This window comes from Serratia sp. TSA_130.1 (genome assembly GCF_052691795.1).
Genome location: NZ_JBQZFS010000002.1, coordinates 785,374 through 803,105, shown reverse-complemented (window position 1 = coordinate 803,105; position 17,732 = coordinate 785,374). Strand labels below are relative to the sequence as shown.

20 protein-coding genes are annotated in these 17,732 nt (G+C 62.2%); 7 read left to right on the top strand and 13 right to left on the bottom strand.

From position 1 onward, the window contains the following. Positions 1–31: 31 nt before the first annotated feature. The 9 genes from gpmA to modE all read right to left on the bottom strand — a co-directional run bounded on the left by gpmA (position 32) and on the right by modE (position 9,091). Entirely contained in the window at positions 32–784 is a 753-nt protein-coding gene (gpmA, locus tag ACUTQY_RS10580) for a 2,3-diphosphoglycerate-dependent phosphoglycerate mutase (RefSeq protein WP_016928714.1), read from the bottom strand. 216 nt (positions 785–1,000) lie between these two features. Further along, a complete protein-coding gene (locus tag ACUTQY_RS10575; RefSeq protein WP_033642211.1) occupies positions 1,001–1,348 on the bottom strand; it encodes a PsiF family protein in 348 nt (115 codons plus the stop codon). 197 nt (positions 1,349–1,545) lie between these two features. Further along, positions 1,546–2,589, bottom strand: coding sequence for a galactose-1-epimerase (galM, locus tag ACUTQY_RS10570; RefSeq protein WP_046686586.1), 1,044 nt, complete (start codon positions 2,587–2,589; stop codon positions 1,546–1,548). Further along, complete coding sequence (galK, locus tag ACUTQY_RS10565) at positions 2,583–3,734, bottom strand: galactokinase (RefSeq protein WP_046686587.1); 1,152 nt, start codon at positions 3,732–3,734, stop codon at positions 2,583–2,585. The genes galM and galK overlap by 7 nt, the downstream gene beginning before the upstream one ends. Then, positions 3,731–4,783, bottom strand: a complete 1,053-nt coding sequence (galT, locus tag ACUTQY_RS10560; protein ID WP_046686588.1) for a galactose-1-phosphate uridylyltransferase — start codon at positions 4,781–4,783, stop codon at positions 3,731–3,733. The genes galK and galT overlap by 4 nt, the downstream gene beginning before the upstream one ends. A 284-nt stretch (positions 4,784–5,067) precedes the next feature. Then, complete coding sequence (locus ACUTQY_RS10555) at positions 5,068–5,886, bottom strand: CPBP family intramembrane glutamic endopeptidase (protein ID WP_033652347.1); 819 nt, start codon at positions 5,884–5,886, stop codon at positions 5,068–5,070. A gap of 167 nt (positions 5,887–6,053) precedes the next feature. Continuing rightward, complete coding sequence (locus ACUTQY_RS10550; protein ID WP_046686589.1) at positions 6,054–6,626, bottom strand: cysteine hydrolase family protein; 573 nt, start codon at positions 6,624–6,626, stop codon at positions 6,054–6,056. Between the two features lie 95 nt (positions 6,627–6,721). Next, positions 6,722–8,209, bottom strand: a complete 1,488-nt coding sequence (gene modF / locus ACUTQY_RS10545) for a molybdate ABC transporter ATP-binding protein ModF (protein ID WP_046688438.1) — start codon at positions 8,207–8,209, stop codon at positions 6,722–6,724. Between the two features lie 90 nt (positions 8,210–8,299). After that, positions 8,300–9,091 carry a molybdenum-dependent transcriptional regulator gene (gene modE / locus ACUTQY_RS10540; protein ID WP_046686590.1) on the bottom strand — a complete coding sequence of 264 codons (792 nt, stop codon included), beginning with the start codon at positions 9,089–9,091 and terminating at the stop codon, positions 8,300–8,302. A gap of 192 nt (positions 9,092–9,283) precedes the next feature. On the opposite strand from modE, the gene ACUTQY_RS10535 reads away from it, so the two are divergent. The 4 genes from ACUTQY_RS10535 to modC all read left to right on the top strand — a co-directional run bounded on the left by ACUTQY_RS10535 (position 9,284) and on the right by modC (position 12,119). Then, positions 9,284–9,433 carry an AcrZ family multidrug efflux pump-associated protein gene (locus ACUTQY_RS10535; protein ID WP_004939813.1) on the top strand — a complete coding sequence of 50 codons (150 nt, stop codon included), beginning with the start codon at positions 9,284–9,286 and terminating at the stop codon, positions 9,431–9,433. A gap of 158 nt (positions 9,434–9,591) precedes the next feature. Continuing rightward, a complete protein-coding gene (modA, locus tag ACUTQY_RS10530; protein WP_046686591.1) occupies positions 9,592–10,365 on the top strand; it encodes a molybdate ABC transporter substrate-binding protein in 774 nt (257 codons plus the stop codon). After that, complete coding sequence (gene modB / locus ACUTQY_RS10525; protein ID WP_033642225.1) at positions 10,362–11,051, top strand: molybdate ABC transporter permease subunit; 690 nt, start codon at positions 10,362–10,364, stop codon at positions 11,049–11,051. Before modA ends, modB begins: the two co-directional genes overlap by 4 nt. Next, a complete protein-coding gene (modC, locus tag ACUTQY_RS10520; protein WP_046686592.1) occupies positions 11,052–12,119 on the top strand; it encodes a molybdenum ABC transporter ATP-binding protein ModC in 1,068 nt (355 codons plus the stop codon). Positions 12,120–12,150: 31 nt separating this feature from the next. Here the strand turns inward: modC and ACUTQY_RS10515 are convergent, their stop codons facing one another. Continuing rightward, a complete protein-coding gene (locus tag ACUTQY_RS10515) occupies positions 12,151–12,969 on the bottom strand; it encodes a pyridoxal phosphatase (protein WP_033652412.1) in 819 nt (272 codons plus the stop codon). Between the two features lie 178 nt (positions 12,970–13,147). On the opposite strand from ACUTQY_RS10515, the gene pgl reads away from it, so the two are divergent. Beyond that, the gene (gene pgl, locus ACUTQY_RS10510) at positions 13,148–14,143 is read left to right on the top strand and encodes a 6-phosphogluconolactonase (RefSeq protein ID WP_033652352.1); all 996 of its coding nucleotides are present in this window, start codon (positions 13,148–13,150) and stop codon (positions 14,141–14,143) included. A gap of 64 nt (positions 14,144–14,207) precedes the next feature. Here pgl and ACUTQY_RS10505 read toward each other — a convergent pair whose 3' ends face one another. Beyond that, positions 14,208–14,690, bottom strand: a complete 483-nt coding sequence (locus ACUTQY_RS10505) for a kinase inhibitor (RefSeq protein WP_042783877.1) — start codon at positions 14,688–14,690, stop codon at positions 14,208–14,210. A 32-nt stretch (positions 14,691–14,722) separates the two neighbouring features. After that, entirely contained in the window at positions 14,723–15,691 is a 969-nt protein-coding gene (gene dmeF / locus ACUTQY_RS10500; RefSeq protein WP_072055813.1) for a CDF family Co(II)/Ni(II) efflux transporter DmeF, read from the bottom strand. A 78-nt stretch (positions 15,692–15,769) separates the two neighbouring features. On the opposite strand from dmeF, the gene ACUTQY_RS10495 reads away from it, so the two are divergent. Continuing rightward, positions 15,770–16,045, top strand: a complete 276-nt coding sequence (locus tag ACUTQY_RS10495; RefSeq protein ID WP_025301915.1) for a metal/formaldehyde-sensitive transcriptional repressor — start codon at positions 15,770–15,772, stop codon at positions 16,043–16,045. Positions 16,046–16,047: 2 nt separating this feature from the next. Next, a complete protein-coding gene (locus ACUTQY_RS10490; protein ID WP_025301916.1) occupies positions 16,048–16,449 on the top strand; it encodes a YkvA family protein in 402 nt (133 codons plus the stop codon). A gap of 4 nt (positions 16,450–16,453) precedes the next feature. Here ACUTQY_RS10490 and bioA read toward each other — a convergent pair whose 3' ends face one another. Continuing rightward, complete coding sequence (bioA, locus tag ACUTQY_RS10485; RefSeq protein ID WP_046686594.1) at positions 16,454–17,728, bottom strand: adenosylmethionine--8-amino-7-oxononanoate transaminase; 1,275 nt, start codon at positions 17,726–17,728, stop codon at positions 16,454–16,456. Positions 17,729–17,732 lie beyond the last annotated feature (4 nt).

The window sequence follows — 17,732 nt, the reverse complement described above, 5'->3', positions numbered from 1 at the left end:
AAACCGGGGGCTTTTTCGTGAACCGGCGAAATTACTTCGCTTTACCCTGGTTCGCCACGGCCGCCGCTTTTGCAGCGATCTCATCGGCGTTACCCAGGTAGTAACGTTTGGTTGGCTTGAAGTTCTCGTCGAACTCATACACCAACGGCACGCCGGTTGGGATGTTCAGCTCGAGGATTTCGTCTTCGCTCAGGTTATCCAGGTATTTCACCAGCGCGCGCAGCGAGTTGCCGTGCGCCGCAACGATCACGCGTTCGCCGCTCTTGATGCGTGGCAGGATCTCTTCGTCCCAGTAAGGGATAACGCGATCGATGGTCAGCGCCAGGCTTTCGGTCAGCGGCAGCTCTTGCTCGCTCAGCGAGGCGTAGCGCGGATCGTGGCCAGGGTAACGTTCGTCTTCTTTGGTCAGCTCCGGCGGGGTCACCGCGAAGCCGCGACGCCATTGTTTCACTTGCTCGTCGCCGTATTTTTCAGCGGTTTCGGCTTTGTTCAGACCCTGCAGCGCGCCGTAGTGACGTTCGTTCAGCTTCCAGGATTTTTCGGTTGGCAACCAGGCCTGATCCAGCTCGTCGAGGATGTTCCACAGGGTGTGGATCGCGCGCTTCAGTACGGAGGTGTAAGCGAAGTCGAAAGTGAAACCTTCTTCTTTCAACAGCTTGCCTGCTGCTTTCGCTTCGGTGCGGCCCTTGTCGGACAGATCAACATCATACCAACCGGTGAAGCGGTTTTCTTGGTTCCACTGGCTTTCGCCGTGACGCACCAGAACCAGCTTAGTTACAGCCATAGCTTAACTCCTTAATAATCTGACATTTCAATGATAACGAAAATCATTATATTGCCGCGGGCCGGGGCTCGGCAATCGATAGTGTCTAACCATAGCCAATTTCTTGCCGCAAAGTAAGGGCTGGAGAAAGGAAAAAGCTGAATCGTTCAGGCTGATGCGGAAGGGGGAGAAACGGCACGTCGGAATCGCTTCGGACGCGCCGTGGCAGAGGGAAAATCAGGCCGATTTTTTCAGGCAGTTGCTCATGAAGGTTTTACGCGCGTCGCCCTTCAGATCCTTGGTCTTGGCGTCGGCGTTGCAGCTTTTCATCTTCTGCTGCTGCGGCGTCAGGGTTTTGCCCGTTGCAGCGGCGCCTTCGGATTTCAGACAGGTGCTCATAAAGGTGGAGCGGTCCGCGCCTTTCAGCGACTTGGTGGATGCCTGCTGGTTGCAATCGGTCATGCGTTTCTGTTGGGCCGCCTGCGCCGGCGAAGGCGTTTTCGTCGCCGTCGTCGCGTCGGCCGCCATCAGATTGGTGCTCAGCATTAAGCCCGCCAGCAATGGAAGTGCAGTAATCAGACGCATAGGTGTTCCTTCAGCTATTGATTGGCCGCCATCGGCCGAAAATTGTGACGTTGCACAAGGCGTTGTGCTTATCACGGTAGCCTGAGTGTAGTGCGCGCTTTGGAATAAGGGAAGGTGGGCGCCGGCGGGGGGATAGGGCTAAAAGGTAAGCATTTATAACAAATCGCCCCCGGCCGTACGGCGAGGGGCATGGCGGGTTAGATAGGATAAAACTGATAATGCGTGGCGCTGCGGTAGCGGCTCCCCGGCTGCAGCCAGCAATCCGGCTGCGGCCACTCGGGATGGTGCGGGCTGTCCGGCAAAAACTCGCTTTCCAGCGCCACGCCGGCATGGTTGGCATAGCTGCCGCCGTCGCGCGCCGGCGTGCCGGCCAGAAAATTGCCGCTGTAGAGTTGCAGCGCAGGTGCGTCGGTGAACACGCTCATTTGCACCTGCCCGTCGGCGGACCATAAATGGGCCGCCGGGCTTTCCAGCGCGCCGCAGATGCGGTGCAACAGAAAGGCGTGATCGTAGCCGTTGACCCGCTGTTGGTCGCGATCGCGCAGGAAATCCTGCAGCAGCGTTTTCGGTTGACGAAAATCCATACCGCTGCCGTCCACCGGCGTCAGCTCGGCGCAGGGAATGCCCTCGGCGTCGACGGGCAGATAGCGATCGGCGAACAGCTGCAGCCGTTGGGCGCGGGCGTCGGTGCCGGGGCCGTCCAGATTGAAATAGGCGTGGTTGGTCAGGTTGACCGGGCAGGGGCGATCGACCTGCGCCAGATAGCTGATTTCCAGACGATTATCGAGGGTCAGGCGGTAGCAAACCTGCACGTCGAGATTGCCGGGGAAGCCCTGATCGCCATCCGCTGAATGCAGCGCATAGCAGACCTGGTGCGCATCCTGCTGTACCCGGCGCCAGCGGCGGGCATGAAAACCGTCGGGGCCGCCGTGCAACTGGTGCGCGCCCTGATTGGCGAGCAGCGCATGGGATTTACCGTCGATAGGCAGGCTGGCATTGGCGATGCGGTTGGCGTAACGGCCAACGGTGGCGCCCAGATAGGCGCCCTGACGTTGATAGTCCGCCGGGCTGCGGCAGCCGAGCAGCAGCTCGCGTTTTTCGCCGGATGTGAGCGGCAATACCGCGGACAACCAGGTGGCGCCCCAGTCCATCAGGGTGACGGTCATGCCGCCGGCGTTTTGCAGCCGCGTCAGCTGGTAAGGCTGCCCATCGGGCGCCGCTTCCGTGCTCACCGTCAGCATGTGCCGGCCCCCTGCGAAGCCTGGCAGACGTAAAACGTTTCCCGCAATCCGCCGGTTTGCAGCGGATACTCGTGCGCCACGGCGGCGCGCACCGTTTCCACGAGGTCCTGCGGCATCAGCGCGACGATGCAGCCGCCAAAGCCGCCTCCGGTCATGCGCACGCCGCCGCGCGGGCCGAGGGTCGCTTTGACAATCTCGACCAACCGATCGATTGGCGGCACGGTGATTTCAAAGTCGTCACGCATCGAGGCGTGAGACTCCGCCATCAGCCGGCCCATGCGTTGCAGATCGCCGGCCGCCAGCGCATCGGCCGCCGCCAGCGTGCGGGCATTCTCGCTGATGACATGGCGCGCGCGTTTGGCCACCAACGGATCCAACTCATGTTGACGCGCTGCAAACTGTTCGGGGCTGACGTCGCGCAGCGCCTTGACGCCGAAGAAACGCGCCGCTTCTTCGCACTGTTTGCGGCGGGTGTTGTATTCGCTGTCCACCAGCCCGCGTTGCACATTGGAGTTGATGATCACCACCGCCACGCTGTCCGGCATCGGCACCGCGCGGGTCTCCAGCGAGCGGCAGTCGATCAGCAGAGCGCTGTCGCGCCGGCCGAGCGCGGAGATCAGCTGGTCCATGATGCCGCAGTTGCAACCGACGAATTGGTTCTCCGCCTCCTGGCCGTTCAGCGCCAGCGCCACGCCGTCCAGCGGCAGCTGATAGAGCGCCTGCAGCGCCTGGCCCACCGCCACTTCCAGCGCGGCGGAGGAGCTGAGCCCCGCGCCCTGCGGCACATTGCCGGCGATCACCAGATCCGCGCCGCCGAAATCGGCGTTACGGCGCTGAAGGTGCTTCACCACGCCGCGGACATAGTCGGACCAGCGCTGGTCGGGATGGCTGACGATCGGATCGTCGAGCGAGAATTGATCCTGCTGATTCTGATAATCGGCGGCCAGCACGCGGATCTGACGGTCGTCGCGCTTGGCGCAGGCGATAACGGTTTGGTAATCAATGGCGCAGGGCAGCACGAAGCCGTCATTGTAATCGGTATGCTCGCCGATCAGGTTCACCCGCCCCGGCGCCTGGATGGTCAACGCCGGCGCATAGCCGAAGTGTTCGGTAAACAGGGAATGGGTAAGCGGTTTCAGGCTCATGCTTGGGCTCCGGCTTCACGGTAATGAATATCGCTGACGGCGCGCAGACGCTCTGCGGCCTGTTCGGCGGTCAGGTCACGCTGGGTTTCCGCCAGCATCTCGTAACCGACCATAAATTTGCGCACGCTGGCTGAACGCAGCAGCGGTGGATAGAAATGGGCGTGCAGCTGCCAGTGCCGGTTGTCGGCACCGTTGAACGGCGCGCCGTGCCATCCCATCGAATAGGGGAACGAGCACTGGAACAGGTTGTCGTAGCGGCTGGTCAACTTCTTCAGCGCCAGCGCCAGATCGCGGCTCTGCGCCGCGCTGAGATCGGTGATGCGCTGCACCGCCGTTTTCGGCAGCAGCAGCGTTTCAAACGGCCAGGCGGCCCAGTAGGGCACCACCGCCAGCCAGTGCTCGGTGTTCACCACGATGCGTTCGCCTGCGGCCAGCTCGCGCTGCGCATAGTCCAGCAGCAGCGGGGAGGCATGTTCCCGAAAATAGTCGTGTTGCAGGCGATCTTCACGTTCGGCCTCGTTCGGCAGAAAACTGTTGGCCCAGACCTGCCCGTGCGGGTGCGGGTTGGAGCAGCCCATCGCCGCACCTTTGTTTTCGAACAGTTGCACCCAGGGGTAGTGCTTGCCCAGCTCCTCGGTTTGCGCCTGCCAGGCGGCGACTACTTGCTCCAGCGCCGGCAGCGTCAGTTCGGGCAGGGTCTTGCTGTGATCGGGAGAGAAACAGATAACCCGGCTGACGCCGCGCGCGCTCTGGCTGCGCATCAACGGATCGTGGCTGTCGGGCGCCGGCGGCGTATCGCTCATCAGCGCGGCGAAATCGTTGGTAAAGACATAGGTGCCGCGATATTCCGGATTGCGATCGCCGGTGACGCGCGCGTTGCCCGGGCACAGGAAACAGTCGGGATCGTGCGCCGGCAGCGTTGCTGTGGGGACGCTCTCCTGTTGGCCCTGCCAGGGGCGCTTGGCGCGGTGCGGTGAGACCAGCACCCACTGGCCGCTCAGCGGGTTAAAGCGGCGGTGCGGATGGTCGATAGGGTTAAATTCCGTCATACGGTTCCTTTCTTGGCGTCGACGAGGGTGTAATCGCTTCCAATTACCGTCTTGATACGCCCATTGCTGAACAGGGAGTGGTCAATGCGCAAAAAGATAGCATGGCTACAGCGATAAAAAGGTGATCCAACGCGAAAAATGGAATCGTTTACACTTCGGTGAAAAGCGCCGGACAGGCGGCGTAAAGCAGCATGCAAAGCGGTTGATGGCGGGGCGGTGAGGCGCTTGTGATAGCGTTTTCATCCAGCCACCGGCAGAGAAGCGCTCTCTGCCGGCGTCAGACGTTAGGGATGCTGATACAGCGGGTAGGTGAAGAACAGCAGATGGGTCAGATTAAGCCCGAAATGGAACAGAATCGGCACCCACAGACGGCCGCTCCACATCCACGCCAGGCCGTAGATCACCCCGGCGAGGGTCGCGAAGATCACCATCAGCGTACCGCCCGCCAGATGCGCGGCGCCGAACACCAGGGAGGCGACAATCAGCGCCGGCCAGGCCCCCAGCCACTGGCTGAGGCGCTGCTGCAGGTAGCCGCGAAACAGCGCTTCTTCGGCCATGCAGACGAAGAACAGGTTCGCCATGACGAAGGGCAGGATCCAGGCAGGCGCATGCAGCTCGATTTTTAAGCCGCCCAGCGCCACCGCCAGCAGCAACAGCGCCGGCACGGCCAGCAGCAGCGCAATCCAGCCCGCCTTGCCGCCGTTGCCGCCGCGTTCGGCGGAAAACAATGTGGGCAAGCAGGCGAACAGCAGGAACGGCACCATCGCCTTGTCGAAGTTGTAATACATGGTGAACGGCGCGCTGAGCGGGCCGGCCTTTTCGCCGTCGATCATCAGCTGGTTGTGGATGCCAGGCACCAGATGCAAGAACAGCGCCACGCAGCCGGCGATCACCAACCCTTCGAGCGCGATCGCCAGATTACGCTGCGCGCGAAAATAATGACGTAGACCCGCCAGCGCCACGATGGCCAACAGGCAACCCAGGCTGAGTGGCGTCAGCACCCCATGATAAAGCCCCATGCCCGCCGAGGCGGCCAGGATCACCCAGGCTATCAGCCGATTAAACGGCAAGAAAAATAACGAAGCAGCCAGTACGCCCCACATAATATGTCCCTTTAAAATATGTACACGGCGCTCAGCGCCTTTGCGGCGTGCGATGATGGCGAAATTGAGCGCTAAAGCGGATAGTAGCACACCCAAATGACGCTAAAGGTCGGGGCAGTGACGGATTTGTGCATGATGCCGGCCCACACGACCGGCGACAACGCGGGTCAGCCTTTCATCCAGGCCTGCGAGCGGGTGATTTCGGCCAGGTTTTGCAGGGTATCCAGACTCTGCTGGTGGATCTCCTGCGTAGGGGCTGCGCACAGATCGTGCAATACGGTCACCTGAAAGCCGGCGTCGTGCGCCTGCCGCGCGGTGCTCTCGATGGCGAGCGGCGTGCTGATGCCCGCCAGCAGCAGATGGTGGCACCGATGTTGCCGCAGCCAGGCTAACAAATTGTTACCGGAGAAAGCGCTGACTGCCGTTTTTTCAAACTGCAGATCGGTCTCTTCCTGATGCAGTTCGGGCATCCAGCGGCAGCCCGGGCCATTTAGCCGCAGCGCGCCGATCTGCTTGAGATGGTTGAACAGCGGCGAGTGAGGCGGGATGTCATGATAATCGTCGGCGAATCCCACCCGCACCCAAATTACCGGGATTTTTCGCACCCGCGCATAGGCCGCGGCGGCATTGACGTTGGCGAGCAGGTGGGTCGCCGCCACCTGTTCACGGCAGTGGTTGGCGCGGCCTTTGGGCCCGATAAGATCCTCGATCAGGTCGATAATAATCAACGCAGCGGACATGGCGTCTCCAGAAAATGGCCTTCTTTCTTTCTATGATAAAAGGCCAAATGTGATGTGCTGCGGTGAAGTGTTGCCGGATATGTTTACGCCGCGTTTCAGGCGGAGGCTGCCTCCAGCCGCTGGTGTTGATAGCCGTAGCCGCCCTCGCCGTCGGGCACGAAGCTGAGGCGGTGGGTGATGCACTGCGGCGCATCTTCGGCATGGTGCGAAACGAACAGCAACTGCGTGGCGCCCTGGCCGATCAGCACGTCGATGAAGCGGCGCACCAGCTGGCGATTGAGCGGATCCAACCCTTGCAGCGGCTCGTCGAGGATCAGCAGCGCCGGGTGCTTCACCAGCGCGCGGGCGATCAGCGCCAATCGCTGTTGGCCCCAGGAAAGGCTGTGGAACGGGGCGTCACCGCGCGCGCCGTCGAGCCCGAGCAGCGCCAGCCATTGCTCGGTCAGCTGCCGCTGGCGATCCGAGACCGCCTGATAAATGCCGATCGAATCGAAGAACCCCGACAGCACCACGTTGCGCACGCTGGTGTTGACGCGATAATCCAGATGCAGGCTGCTGCTGACGTAGCCGATATGGCGTTTGATTTCCCAGATGGTTTCCCCGCTGCCGCGGCGGCGGCCGAACAGCGTCAGATCGTTGCTGTAGCCCTGCGGGTGATCGCCGGTGATCAAACTGAGCAGGGTGGATTTGCCGGCGCCGTTCGGACCGACGATCTGCCAGTGTTCACCAGGGTTAACCTGCCAGTCGAGATGATTGAGGATCGGCCGATCGTTATAGCTGACCACGCCGTCACGCAGGACGATCAGCGGACGATCCGCCGGCAGGGCCACTTTATGCGCCGGATCCTCCGTTTCCGGCAGCGCCAGCCCGCTGAGATTTTCGCTGTGCGCCAGCTGCGCCACCAGCGCGTCCGCCATCACCTGGCTGCGCGGCCCGCGGTTGGTCAGGGTGCAGTCCGCCAGCACGCCCACCTGCCGGACAAAATCCGGTATTTCGTCGAAACGGTTGAGCACCAGCACCACGGTCTGCCCCTGGGCGGAAAGCTCGCTCAGCAGCGCGGCGAGCTGCGCGCGTGAGTGGACGTCCAGCCCGTCGAAAGGTTCATCGAGGATCAGCAGGTCGGGCTGCGGCATCAGCGCGCGGCACAGCAGGGTTTTGCGCGTTTCGCCGGTGGAGAGGTATTTGAAGCGGCGCGTCAGCAGGGCGGTAATGCCGAACTGCGCGGCCAGTCGCTCACAGCGCGCGGCGTCTTTCACCTCTTCCTGAATGATCTCCGCCGCGGTACGGCCGGTGTCGTCTTCGTCCGCGCTGAGCAGATCTGTATTGTTGCGTTGCCACTCGTCGCTGACCATCTTTTGCAACTGTTCGAAGGAGATGCGCACCGCATGCTGAAAGTCGCTGCGGCGTTCGCCGCGCAGCAGAACCAGTTCGTCGGCCAGCGCGCGCGCCAGGGCGGATTTGCCGCTGCCGTTGGCGCCGACGAAGGCCCAGCTTTCACCGGCCTGGATCGCCAGCGCTTCCAGCGTCAGGGTGCGGGTATCGCTCAAGCGGAATGAACCTTGCGAAATGTGCAACGACGACATCACCTGTTCCTTTTTTTGCAATTATTTTCCTTAGAAATAGGCGCATTGCAGGGTGATGTCAATCAACAAAAACGCAACATCACGTTGCGCTTAACACAACGTGGCGACAATCACCCGATCGGCGTTGAACAGGGCGTATACGGCGTCGCCGACGCTCAGCTGCAGGCGCTGCAGCTCCGCCGTCGTCAGGGTGGCGCACAGGGTTTCGCCGCCCGCCAGCGTCACCAGCACCTCGCTGTGTTCGGCGCCCGGCTGAATGCCGGCCACCACGCCCGCCAGCGCATTCTCCGCGTCGGCGTTATCGGCCGCATCGACGCTCAGACGCACCCAGGGCGCCTTGATCAGCGCCAGCACCTCTTTGCCGGGCGTCAGCTGCAGCCGATCGGCGCTTTGCTGGGTAATGGCCGCCGTCAGGCGAGTGCTGCCGTCGTTCAGCAGGATCGCCAGATGCTGCTGTACCTGCTGGTGGTCGCGTTCGATCACGGTGCCGAAAAACTGATTGCGCGCGCTGGTTTGCAGCGAGAAGCGCGAGATGGCCGCCAGCAGGCTGTCGAGCGGCAGATCGTCCTGCTGCAGCACGTCGAAGGCTTTTTGCTGCACCTGGCCCAGCAGATCGTACAGCTGGATCAGCCGTTGGCCGTAGTGCGTCAAATGCGCGCCCCCGCCGCCTTTGCCGCCGGTGGCGCGTTCCACCACCGTTTGTTCCGCCAGTTGGTTCATCTCATTGATGGCGTCCCAGGCGCTTTTGTAGCTGATGCCCGCCAGTTTGGCGCCCTGGCTGATGGAGCCGGTGTGCTGCACCTGTTTCAGCAGCGCGATGCGGCGCGGATCGGCGAACAGCTTTTGCTGGAGTTTGAGAGTCAGAAGAATTTCGGCCTGCATAGCGCATCCTGTCGGCGGCAAAAATCGTATTGTCGCCGATTTGGCGGCAAAGCGCCAAAGGGCACGTTTGGCCGATCACAATTTCGCCTCGCTGGCTAAAATAACTCCGGTTTTAGCGATTTTTTGGGTTAGAATAACCTGATATGCGGTGAAAGGCATTTGCCGCTCAATGGGCAGTTAAGCGAGGCTATCATGTTGGAATTATTGAAAAGTCTGTTATTCGCCGTGGTGATGGTGCCGGTGGTCATGGCGCTCATTCTCGGCTTGATCTACGGTTTTGGCGAAGTGTTCAACGTCTTCTCCAAAGTGGGCCGTTCGAAAGAAAACCGCACCCAGCACTGACCGTTCCCCATCCCGATACCCGTCGGCATCGCCCGGCGGGCATTCCTCAAGTTATCTCACGCTTTGCCGATAAACCGCATGACAAGCTTTCGCGCAACGTTATATTATTTTTTATATAACGAAGAGTGATAATGCACGTTAACTTGCGGAGAAAAACAATGAAACAGCAATGGACCAAATGGGTTGGCGGGATCGTGTTGGCATCGGGCCTGGTGACTCAGGCCTCGGCGGCGGAAAAGATCACCGTGTTCGCCGCCGCGTCGCTGACCAACGCGCTGCAGGACATCGCCACCCAGTATCAAAAAGGCAAGGACGTGCAGGTGGTTTCCTCCTTCGCGTCGTCCTCGACGCTGGCGCGCCAAATTGAGCAGGGCGCCCCGGCCGATCTGTTTATCTCCGCCGATCAACAGTGGATGGATTACGCCATCGACAAACAGCAGATGGTGAAAGACACCCGCTACACGCTGCTGGGCAACGAACTGGTGCTGATCGCCGCCAAGAACGATAAACAAGACAAGATCGCCATCGACAAGCAGACCGATTGGGCCAAACTGCTGAACGGCGGCCGTCTGGCGGTGGGCGATCCGGATCACGTGCCGGCCGGCATCTACGCCAAAGAGGCGCTGGAGCATCTGGGCGCCTGGCGCACGCTGGAGCCTAAACTGGCGCGCGCCAACAATGTGCGCAGCGCGATGGCGTTGGTGGAGCGCGGTGAAGCGCCGCTCGGCATCGTCTACGGTTCCGACGCGGTCGCCAGCGACAAGGTGAAAGTGGTGGGCGTGTTCCCGGAAGACAGCCACAAACCGGTTGAATATCCGATGGCGATTGTGAAAGATCGTCAAAATCCGACGGTCAGCGCTTTCTATACCTATTTGAAGAGCCCGGAAGCGGCCGCTATTTTCGAACATTATGGATTCACCCCGCGTAAATGATTCTGAGCGAGTACGAGTGGCAGGCGGTTGAGCTGAGCCTGAAAGTTTCCGGTTTGGCGGTAGTCTGCAGCCTGCCGTTCGGCATTCTGATGGCCTGGGTGCTGGTGCGCTGCCGTTTTCCCGGCAAGGCGCTGCTCGATGGCGTCATTCACCTGCCGCTGGTGCTGCCGCCGGTGGTGGTCGGTTATTTGCTGCTGATCGCCATGGGGCGGCGCGGCGTCATCGGCGAGCGGCTGTACGATTGGTTCGGCTTCAGCTTCAGCTTTAGCTGGCGCGGCGCCGCGCTGGCGTCGGCGGTGGTGGCGTTTCCGCTGATGGTGCGCGCCATTCGGCTGGCGCTGGAGGCGGTGGATACCCGGCTGGAACAGGCGGCGCGCACGCTGGGCGCCAATCCGTGGCGGGTATTTTTCACCATCACGCTGCCGCTGTCGCTGCCCGGCGTCATTGTCGGCGTGGTGCTGGCCTTCGCCCGTTCGCTGGGGGAGTTTGGCGCCACCATCACCTTCGTCTCCAACATTCCCGGTGAAACTCGCACCATTCCGCTGGCGATGTATACGCTGATTGAAACGCCGGGGGCGGAGGCCGCCGCCGCGCGTCTGTGCGTGATCGCCATCGTGCTGTCGCTGGCTTCGCTGATGGTGTCCGAATGGCTGGCCCGCTGGGGCCGCAAACGGATGGGGGTGTAAATGCTGGAGCTGGATTTCTCGCAGCAGCTGGGCGATCTCAATCTCAACGTCCGCGCCGATTTGCCGGCGCAGGGCATCACCGCGATTTTCGGCTTGTCCGGCGCGGGCAAAACTTCATTGATCAACGCCATCGGCGGCCTGACCCGTTTGCAGCAGGGGCGCATCGCGCTCAATGGCCGCACGCTGGTGGATACCGCCGCGGGCCTCTGCCTGCCGCCGGAAAAGCGCCGTATCGGCTACGTGTTTCAGGATGCGCGCCTGTTCCCGCACTATCGGGTGCGCGGCAACCTGCAGTACGGCATGGCGGCCGGCATGCGCGCGCAGTTCAACACCATCGTCGAGCTGCTGGGCATCGGGCCGCTGCTTAATCGGCTGCCCCTGACGCTCTCCGGCGGTGAAAAACAGCGGGTGGCGATCGGCCGCGCGCTGCTGACGGCGCCGGAACTGCTGCTGATGGACGAACCGCTGGCCTCGCTCGATCTGCCGCGCAAACGCGAGCTGCTGCCGTATCTGGAGCGGCTGGCGCAGGACGTGAACATCCCCATCCTCTATGTCAGCCACAGCCTGGACGAGATCCTGCGCCTGGCCGAGCAGGTGTTGGTGCTGGATCGCGGCGAGGTGCGCGCGTTCGGCGGGCTGGAAGCCGTCTGGGCCAGCAGCGCGCTGCGGCCGTGGCTACAACGTGAAGATCAGAGCAGCGTGCTGCGCGTCAGCGTGATCGAGCATCATCAACGCTATGCCATGACCGCGCTGGCGCTCGGCGATCAGCGGCTGTGGGTCAGCGGCATCGACGCCGAATTGGGCACCCAACTGCGCATTCGCATCAATGCCGCCGACGTCTCGCTGGTGCTGCAGCCGCCGGTCAACAGCAGCATTCGCAACGTCTTGCCGGCCAAGGTCAGCGAGTGTCTGGACGTGGACGGGCAGGTGGAGGTGAAGCTGGCGGTCGGGGAACACGTGCTGTGGGCGCGCATCACGCCCTGGGCGCGAGACGAACTGGCGATCCGCCCCGGGCAGTGGCTGTACGCGCAGGTGAAAAGCGTGTCGATCAGCCGCGAGAGCCGTTAAGGCGGGCCCTCCCGGCGGGAGGGCGAAAAGACTACAGCACGCGGGTGCGGATCACCTCGGCGATGCCCGGCTGCAGGTTATCGGCGATCACCAGATCGGCGCGTTCCTTGATCGCGTCATCGGCGTTGCCCATCGCCACGCCCAAACCGACCGCTTCCAGCATGCTGATGTCGTTGTAGTTGTCGCCGAACGCCACCACCTGATCCATGCTCAGCCCCTGCGACTCCACCCATTGGCGCAGGCGTTTGCCTTTGCTGTTGCCGCCTTTGGCGATATCCACCTGATCGTGCCAGGACCATTCGCACGCCAACCCCAGCTCTTTTTCCACCGTGTCGGCAAACTCGCGCAGCGCCGGAATATCGGCGTGCGAGGTGGCGAATTTCCAGATCGCCTGCGCGTCGTCGGCCGCCTGCGCCAGGCTGCCGACCTGCAGCAGCGTCGGGCGCTGCGCCGCAGGCAGGGTTTCGGCCCAGGCCAGCGAGCGAGTCACGTGGCCGCTCGGTTCCTGATACAGCATGGCGTCGTCAACGTACATCAGCCCGTGAATGTCGGTCTGTTTGAGCATCTGCAGCACCTGTTTGGCCTGCTCCTTCGCCAAGGGATCGGCGGCCAGCACCTTTTTCTGCTGAAAATCATACAGGTAAGTGCCGTTGCAGCAGATGGCCGGGGTGTCAATCTGCAGCGCCTGGTAGAACGGATGGATGGCGACGTGATGGCGGCCGGTGACCACCACCACCTGGACGCCGGCGGCGCGCGCCTGCGCCAGCGCTTCCAGCGACTGCGGTAAGATGCGTTTTTGATTGTCCAGCAGGGTGCCGTCAAGATCGAGGGCGATGACGCGGTAGCTCATAGGGTTCTCGTTATCGTTAGCCATAAAATTAATCCGATGGTACACCGGATAGCCAATGGAGAAAACCGCGTGAGCTTCCGGTGCTAAGCAGGGTTGCCATGCGGTGGATGTGCGGTAAGCTAGGGACAATCGAACGGCCTGAAACCGGTTCCTCTTTTACCCTTTGCAAGGAGAACACATGAAGCAAATCGTTTATGTCGCCAGCCCGGAGAGCCAGCAGATCCACGTCTGGCAGTTGGACGACGCTGGCGCGCTGACGCTGCTGCAAACCGTTGACGTGCCGGGCCAGGTGCAGCCGATGACCCTTCATCCGGACAAGACTCACCTGTACGTCGGCGTGCGTCCGGCGTTCGGCATCGTCAGTTACCGCATCGAGGCGGACGGCACGCTGCAGCAGGCCGGCATGGCGCCGCTGCCGGGCAGCCCGACCCATATCTCCACCGATTTGCAGGGGCGTTACCTGTTCTCCGCTTCCTACAGCGGCAACTGCGCCAGCATCAGCCCGATCGGCCACGACGGCGTGGTCACGGCGCCGATCCAACAGATCGACGGCCTGAGCGCGCCGCACTCCGCCAACATCGATCCGACCAACCAGCTGGTGCTGGTGCCGTGTCTGAAAGAAGACCGCATCCGTCTGTTCAACCTGAGCCTGGCGGGCCAGCTGACGCCGCACGCGCAGGACGCGGTGGATATCGCCGCCGGCGCCGGCCCGCGCCATATGGCGTTCCACCACAACGACAAGTTCGCTTATTGCGTCAATGAGCTGAACGGCACGGTGGACGTGCTGGCCATTTCGGAAAACGGCGGCAAATACACCGTGACGCAAACGCTGGATATCATGCCGGACGATTTCGACGGCACCCGCTGGGCGGCGGACATTCATATCACGCCGAACGGCCGCTTCCTGTACACCAGCGATCGCACCGCCAGCATTCTGACCCTCTTCAGCGTCTCCGAAGACGGCGGCACGTTGAGCGTGGTCGGCTATTATCCGACCGAAGCGCAACCGCGCGGTTTCAATATCGATCACAGCGGCCGCTTCGTGATTTCGTCCGGCCAGAAGTCCGATCACATCGCGGTGCATGAAATTGATCAGGCCAGCGGTCAGCTGACTATGTTGGCGCGTTATCCGGTGGGCAAAGGCCCGATGTGGGTAAGCGTGCTGGCGAAGTAATTCGGCGGGCAGAGCAGAAAAGCGCGGTTCGGTTGAGCCGCGCTTTTTTATGGGCGGAGATCAATCAGTTGAACATCACCGTCAGCGTGGCGCTGCCGAGGCTGTGGAAATGCACGTTAAAGCCCACCAACGCGCCGCTGGAGCCTTCATCCACCTCAATGCTTTCCACGTCCAGCGCATGCACGGTGAACTGATAGCGGTGGCGTTCGCCATTCGGCGGCGCGGCGCCGCCGTAACCGGCCGAGCCGAAGTCGGTACGGGTTTGCAGCGCGGCGCTCGGCAGCGGCGCTTTGCCGGAGCCTGCGCCCTGCGGCAGCTCGCGCACGTCGGCCGGAATATTGGCCACCACCCAGTGCCACCAGCCGGAGCCGGTCGGGGCATCGGGATCGTACAGGGTGACGACGAAGCTTTTGGTGCCGGCGGGCACGCCGTCCCAGGCCAGGTGCGGCGACAGGTTATCGCCGCGGTAGCCCATGCCGTTGAAGACCTGCGTCTGCGGCATTGTGCCGCCGTCCTGCAGATCGTTGCTGTACAAACGAAAAGCCATAATGACTCCCAGTTGTCGATAAACGCGGACCCTTAAGCTAGATCTTTTCGGTGGAACAATACAACCCCTTGCGCCAGCGGCGGACGGTTGATCTCGACGGTGACATGCACCAGTTCGGGATGCGCGGCCAACAGTTGGCGCACCCGATCGGCGGTGAGGGTGCGATCGGCGCTGCTCAGGGCGAGGACGCAATGATATTTTCCTTTGCCGATGCGGCCTACATGCAAATCGGTCAGCGTGAGCGCGTGGCCGGAAGCGGCCAGGGCCTGGCGGATGTCTTGCGCCACCGGGGCGTCCATTTCGGCATCCAGCAAAATCTTTCCGCTATCGCGCATCAGGCTATAGGCCCAGGCGGCCACCATCGCCGCGCCGACGATGCCCATCAGCGGATCGAGCCAGGCGGCGCCCCAAAGCTTGCCGCCGAACAGCGCGACGAGCGCCAGCACCGAGGTGGCGGCGTCGGCGAGCACGTGAACATAGGCAGAACGCAGGTTGAGGTCATGATGAGTGTCGTCGTGGTCATCCCCGTGATGATGATGGTGGCCGCCACCGCGCAACAGCCAGGCGCAGAGCAGGTTGACGGCCAGCCCGATCGCGCCGATGGCGATGGCTTCGTTGTAATGAATCGGGCTGGGATTCAGCAGCCGCTGCCCAGACTGAAACAGCATCAGCGCCGCCACCAGCACCAACAACACCGCGCTGGTGTAACCGGCCAGCACCTCGATCTTCCAGGTGCCGAGGCTAAAGCGGCGATCCTTGGCCAGCCGGCGTGCGGCGCCGTAAGCCAGCACCGACAGGCCCAGGGCCAGCGCGTGCGAACTCATGTGCCAGCCGTCGGCCAGCAGCGCCATCGAGTTAAACAGCCAGCCGCCGGCGATCTCGATAGCCATCATACTGGCGGTGAGTATCACCGCCCATCTGGTGTTTCTTTCGGCCAATGGGTTACCATCGTCAAAAACGTGGCTGTGCTCGCGGTGCAAAACGGGCGCGTGAGACGTCATGGTGAAGTTCCTCAGCAAAAGATAGTGTGCTGAAATATACTATACCCCAGTATAGTAAATAACAATCAGGCGGAAATGATGAGCCATACCCACAGAGATCAAAAGAAGCTGTTGGCGCGGGTACGCCGCATTAAAGGGCAGGCCGAAGCGCTGGAACGCGCGCTGGAGAGCGGCGGCGAATGTTCGGCTGTTCTGCAGCAGATCGCGGCGGTGCGCGGCGCGGTCAACGGTCTGATGGCGCAGGTGCTGGAAGGGCATGTGCGCGAACATCTGGCTGCCGCGGACGCTACGCCGCAGCAGCGCGAGCAGGACATCGAGCAATTGATGACCGTTTTACGTTCTTATATGAAGTAATCATGATTTCACTGAAAAAACGCACGCCGTGGTTCGGCTGGCTGCGCCGTTGGGCCAAAGGCATCAAGCGCGATATCTACGCGCTGTGGCTGGCCGCCCGTGATAAGCGCACCCCGTGGTACGCCAAGCTGATCGCGCTGCTGGTCGCCGGCTATGCGATCTCACCGATCGATCTGATCCCGGATTTTATTCCGGTGCTGGGCTATCTGGACGATGTGATCATCGTGCCGTTGGGCATCATGTTGGCGGTGCGGCTGATCCCCAAACCGCTGATGGCCGAGCTGCGCGAGAAGGCGCAAAAGCGCGTCGATAATCCCACCGGCCGCATGGCGGCGGCGATGATCATTTTACTGTGGCTGCTGTGTTTGGGATTGCTGGCCCGCTATCTGGACCAGCATTGGTAAGGCATTAACGCGCGGCGTCGGCCACGGCGGCGGTCAGGCGGCTGAGCTGTTCCGCTTCGATGATGTAAGGCGGCATCAGGTAAATCAGCTTGCCGAACGGCCGGATCCATACCCCGCGCTCGACGAACCCGCGCTGCAGCTCGGCGACATCCACCGGTTCGCGCATCTCCACCACCCCAATCGCGCCCAGCACCCGCACGTCGGCCACCTTCGGCAGCGCCGCCAACGGCAACAGTTCCCGCTTCAACTGGGTTTCGATGGCGCTCACCTGCGCCTGCCAGCGATTTTCCGCCAGCAGCGCCAGACTGGCGTCCGCCACGGCGCAGGCCAGCGGATTGCCCATAAAGGTCGGCCCGTGCATAAAGCAGCCGGCCGCGCCGTTGCTGATGGTCTCCGCCACATGGCGGGTAGTCAAGGTGGCGGAAAGGGTCATATAGCCGCCGGTCAGCGCCTTGCCCAGACAGAGAATGTCCGGCACCACCTGCGCGTGCTCGCAGGCGAACAGCTTGCCGGTGCGGCCGAAACCGGTGGCGATCTCGTCGGCGATCAGCAGCACCTGATGGCGATCGCACAGCTCGCGCACCCGCTTGAGATAGGTCGGATGGTAGATGCGCATGCCGCCGGCGCCTTGCACCACCGGTTCCAGAATCACCGCCGCCACTTCACCGGCGTGCTGCTCCAGCAGCGCGGCGAACGGCGCGATATCCTCTTCACGCCATTCCTCGTCGAAGCGGCACTGCGGCGCGGTGGCGAACAGGTGCGGCGCCAGATACCCCTGATAGAGGCTGTGCATCGAGTTGTCCGGATCGCAGACCGACATCGCGCCGAAGGTATCGCCGTGATAGCCGTGGCGCAGCGTCAGGATGCGCTGCCGGCGCTCGCCGCGCGCCTGCCAGTACTGCAGCGCCATTTTCAACGACACTTCTACCGCTACCGAACCGGAGTCCGCCAGGAACACGCACTGCAGCGCTTCCGGCGTCATGTCCACCAGCCGACGGCACAGCGAGATGGCGGCCGGATGGGTAATACCGCCGAACATCACGTGCGACATCTTCTCCAACTGCTGGCTGGCGGCCTGATTCAGGCGCGGATGGTTGTAACCGTGGATCGCCGCCCACCAGGAGGACATGCCGTCCACCAGACTCCGGCCGTCCGCCAGCTGCAGTTCGACGCCGCTGGCCGATTCGATCGGGTAACAGGGTAACGGGCGGCTCATGGAGGTGTAGGGGTGCCAGATATGGCGTTGGTCAAACGCCAGGTCGGAAGCGGTGACAGACATTGTT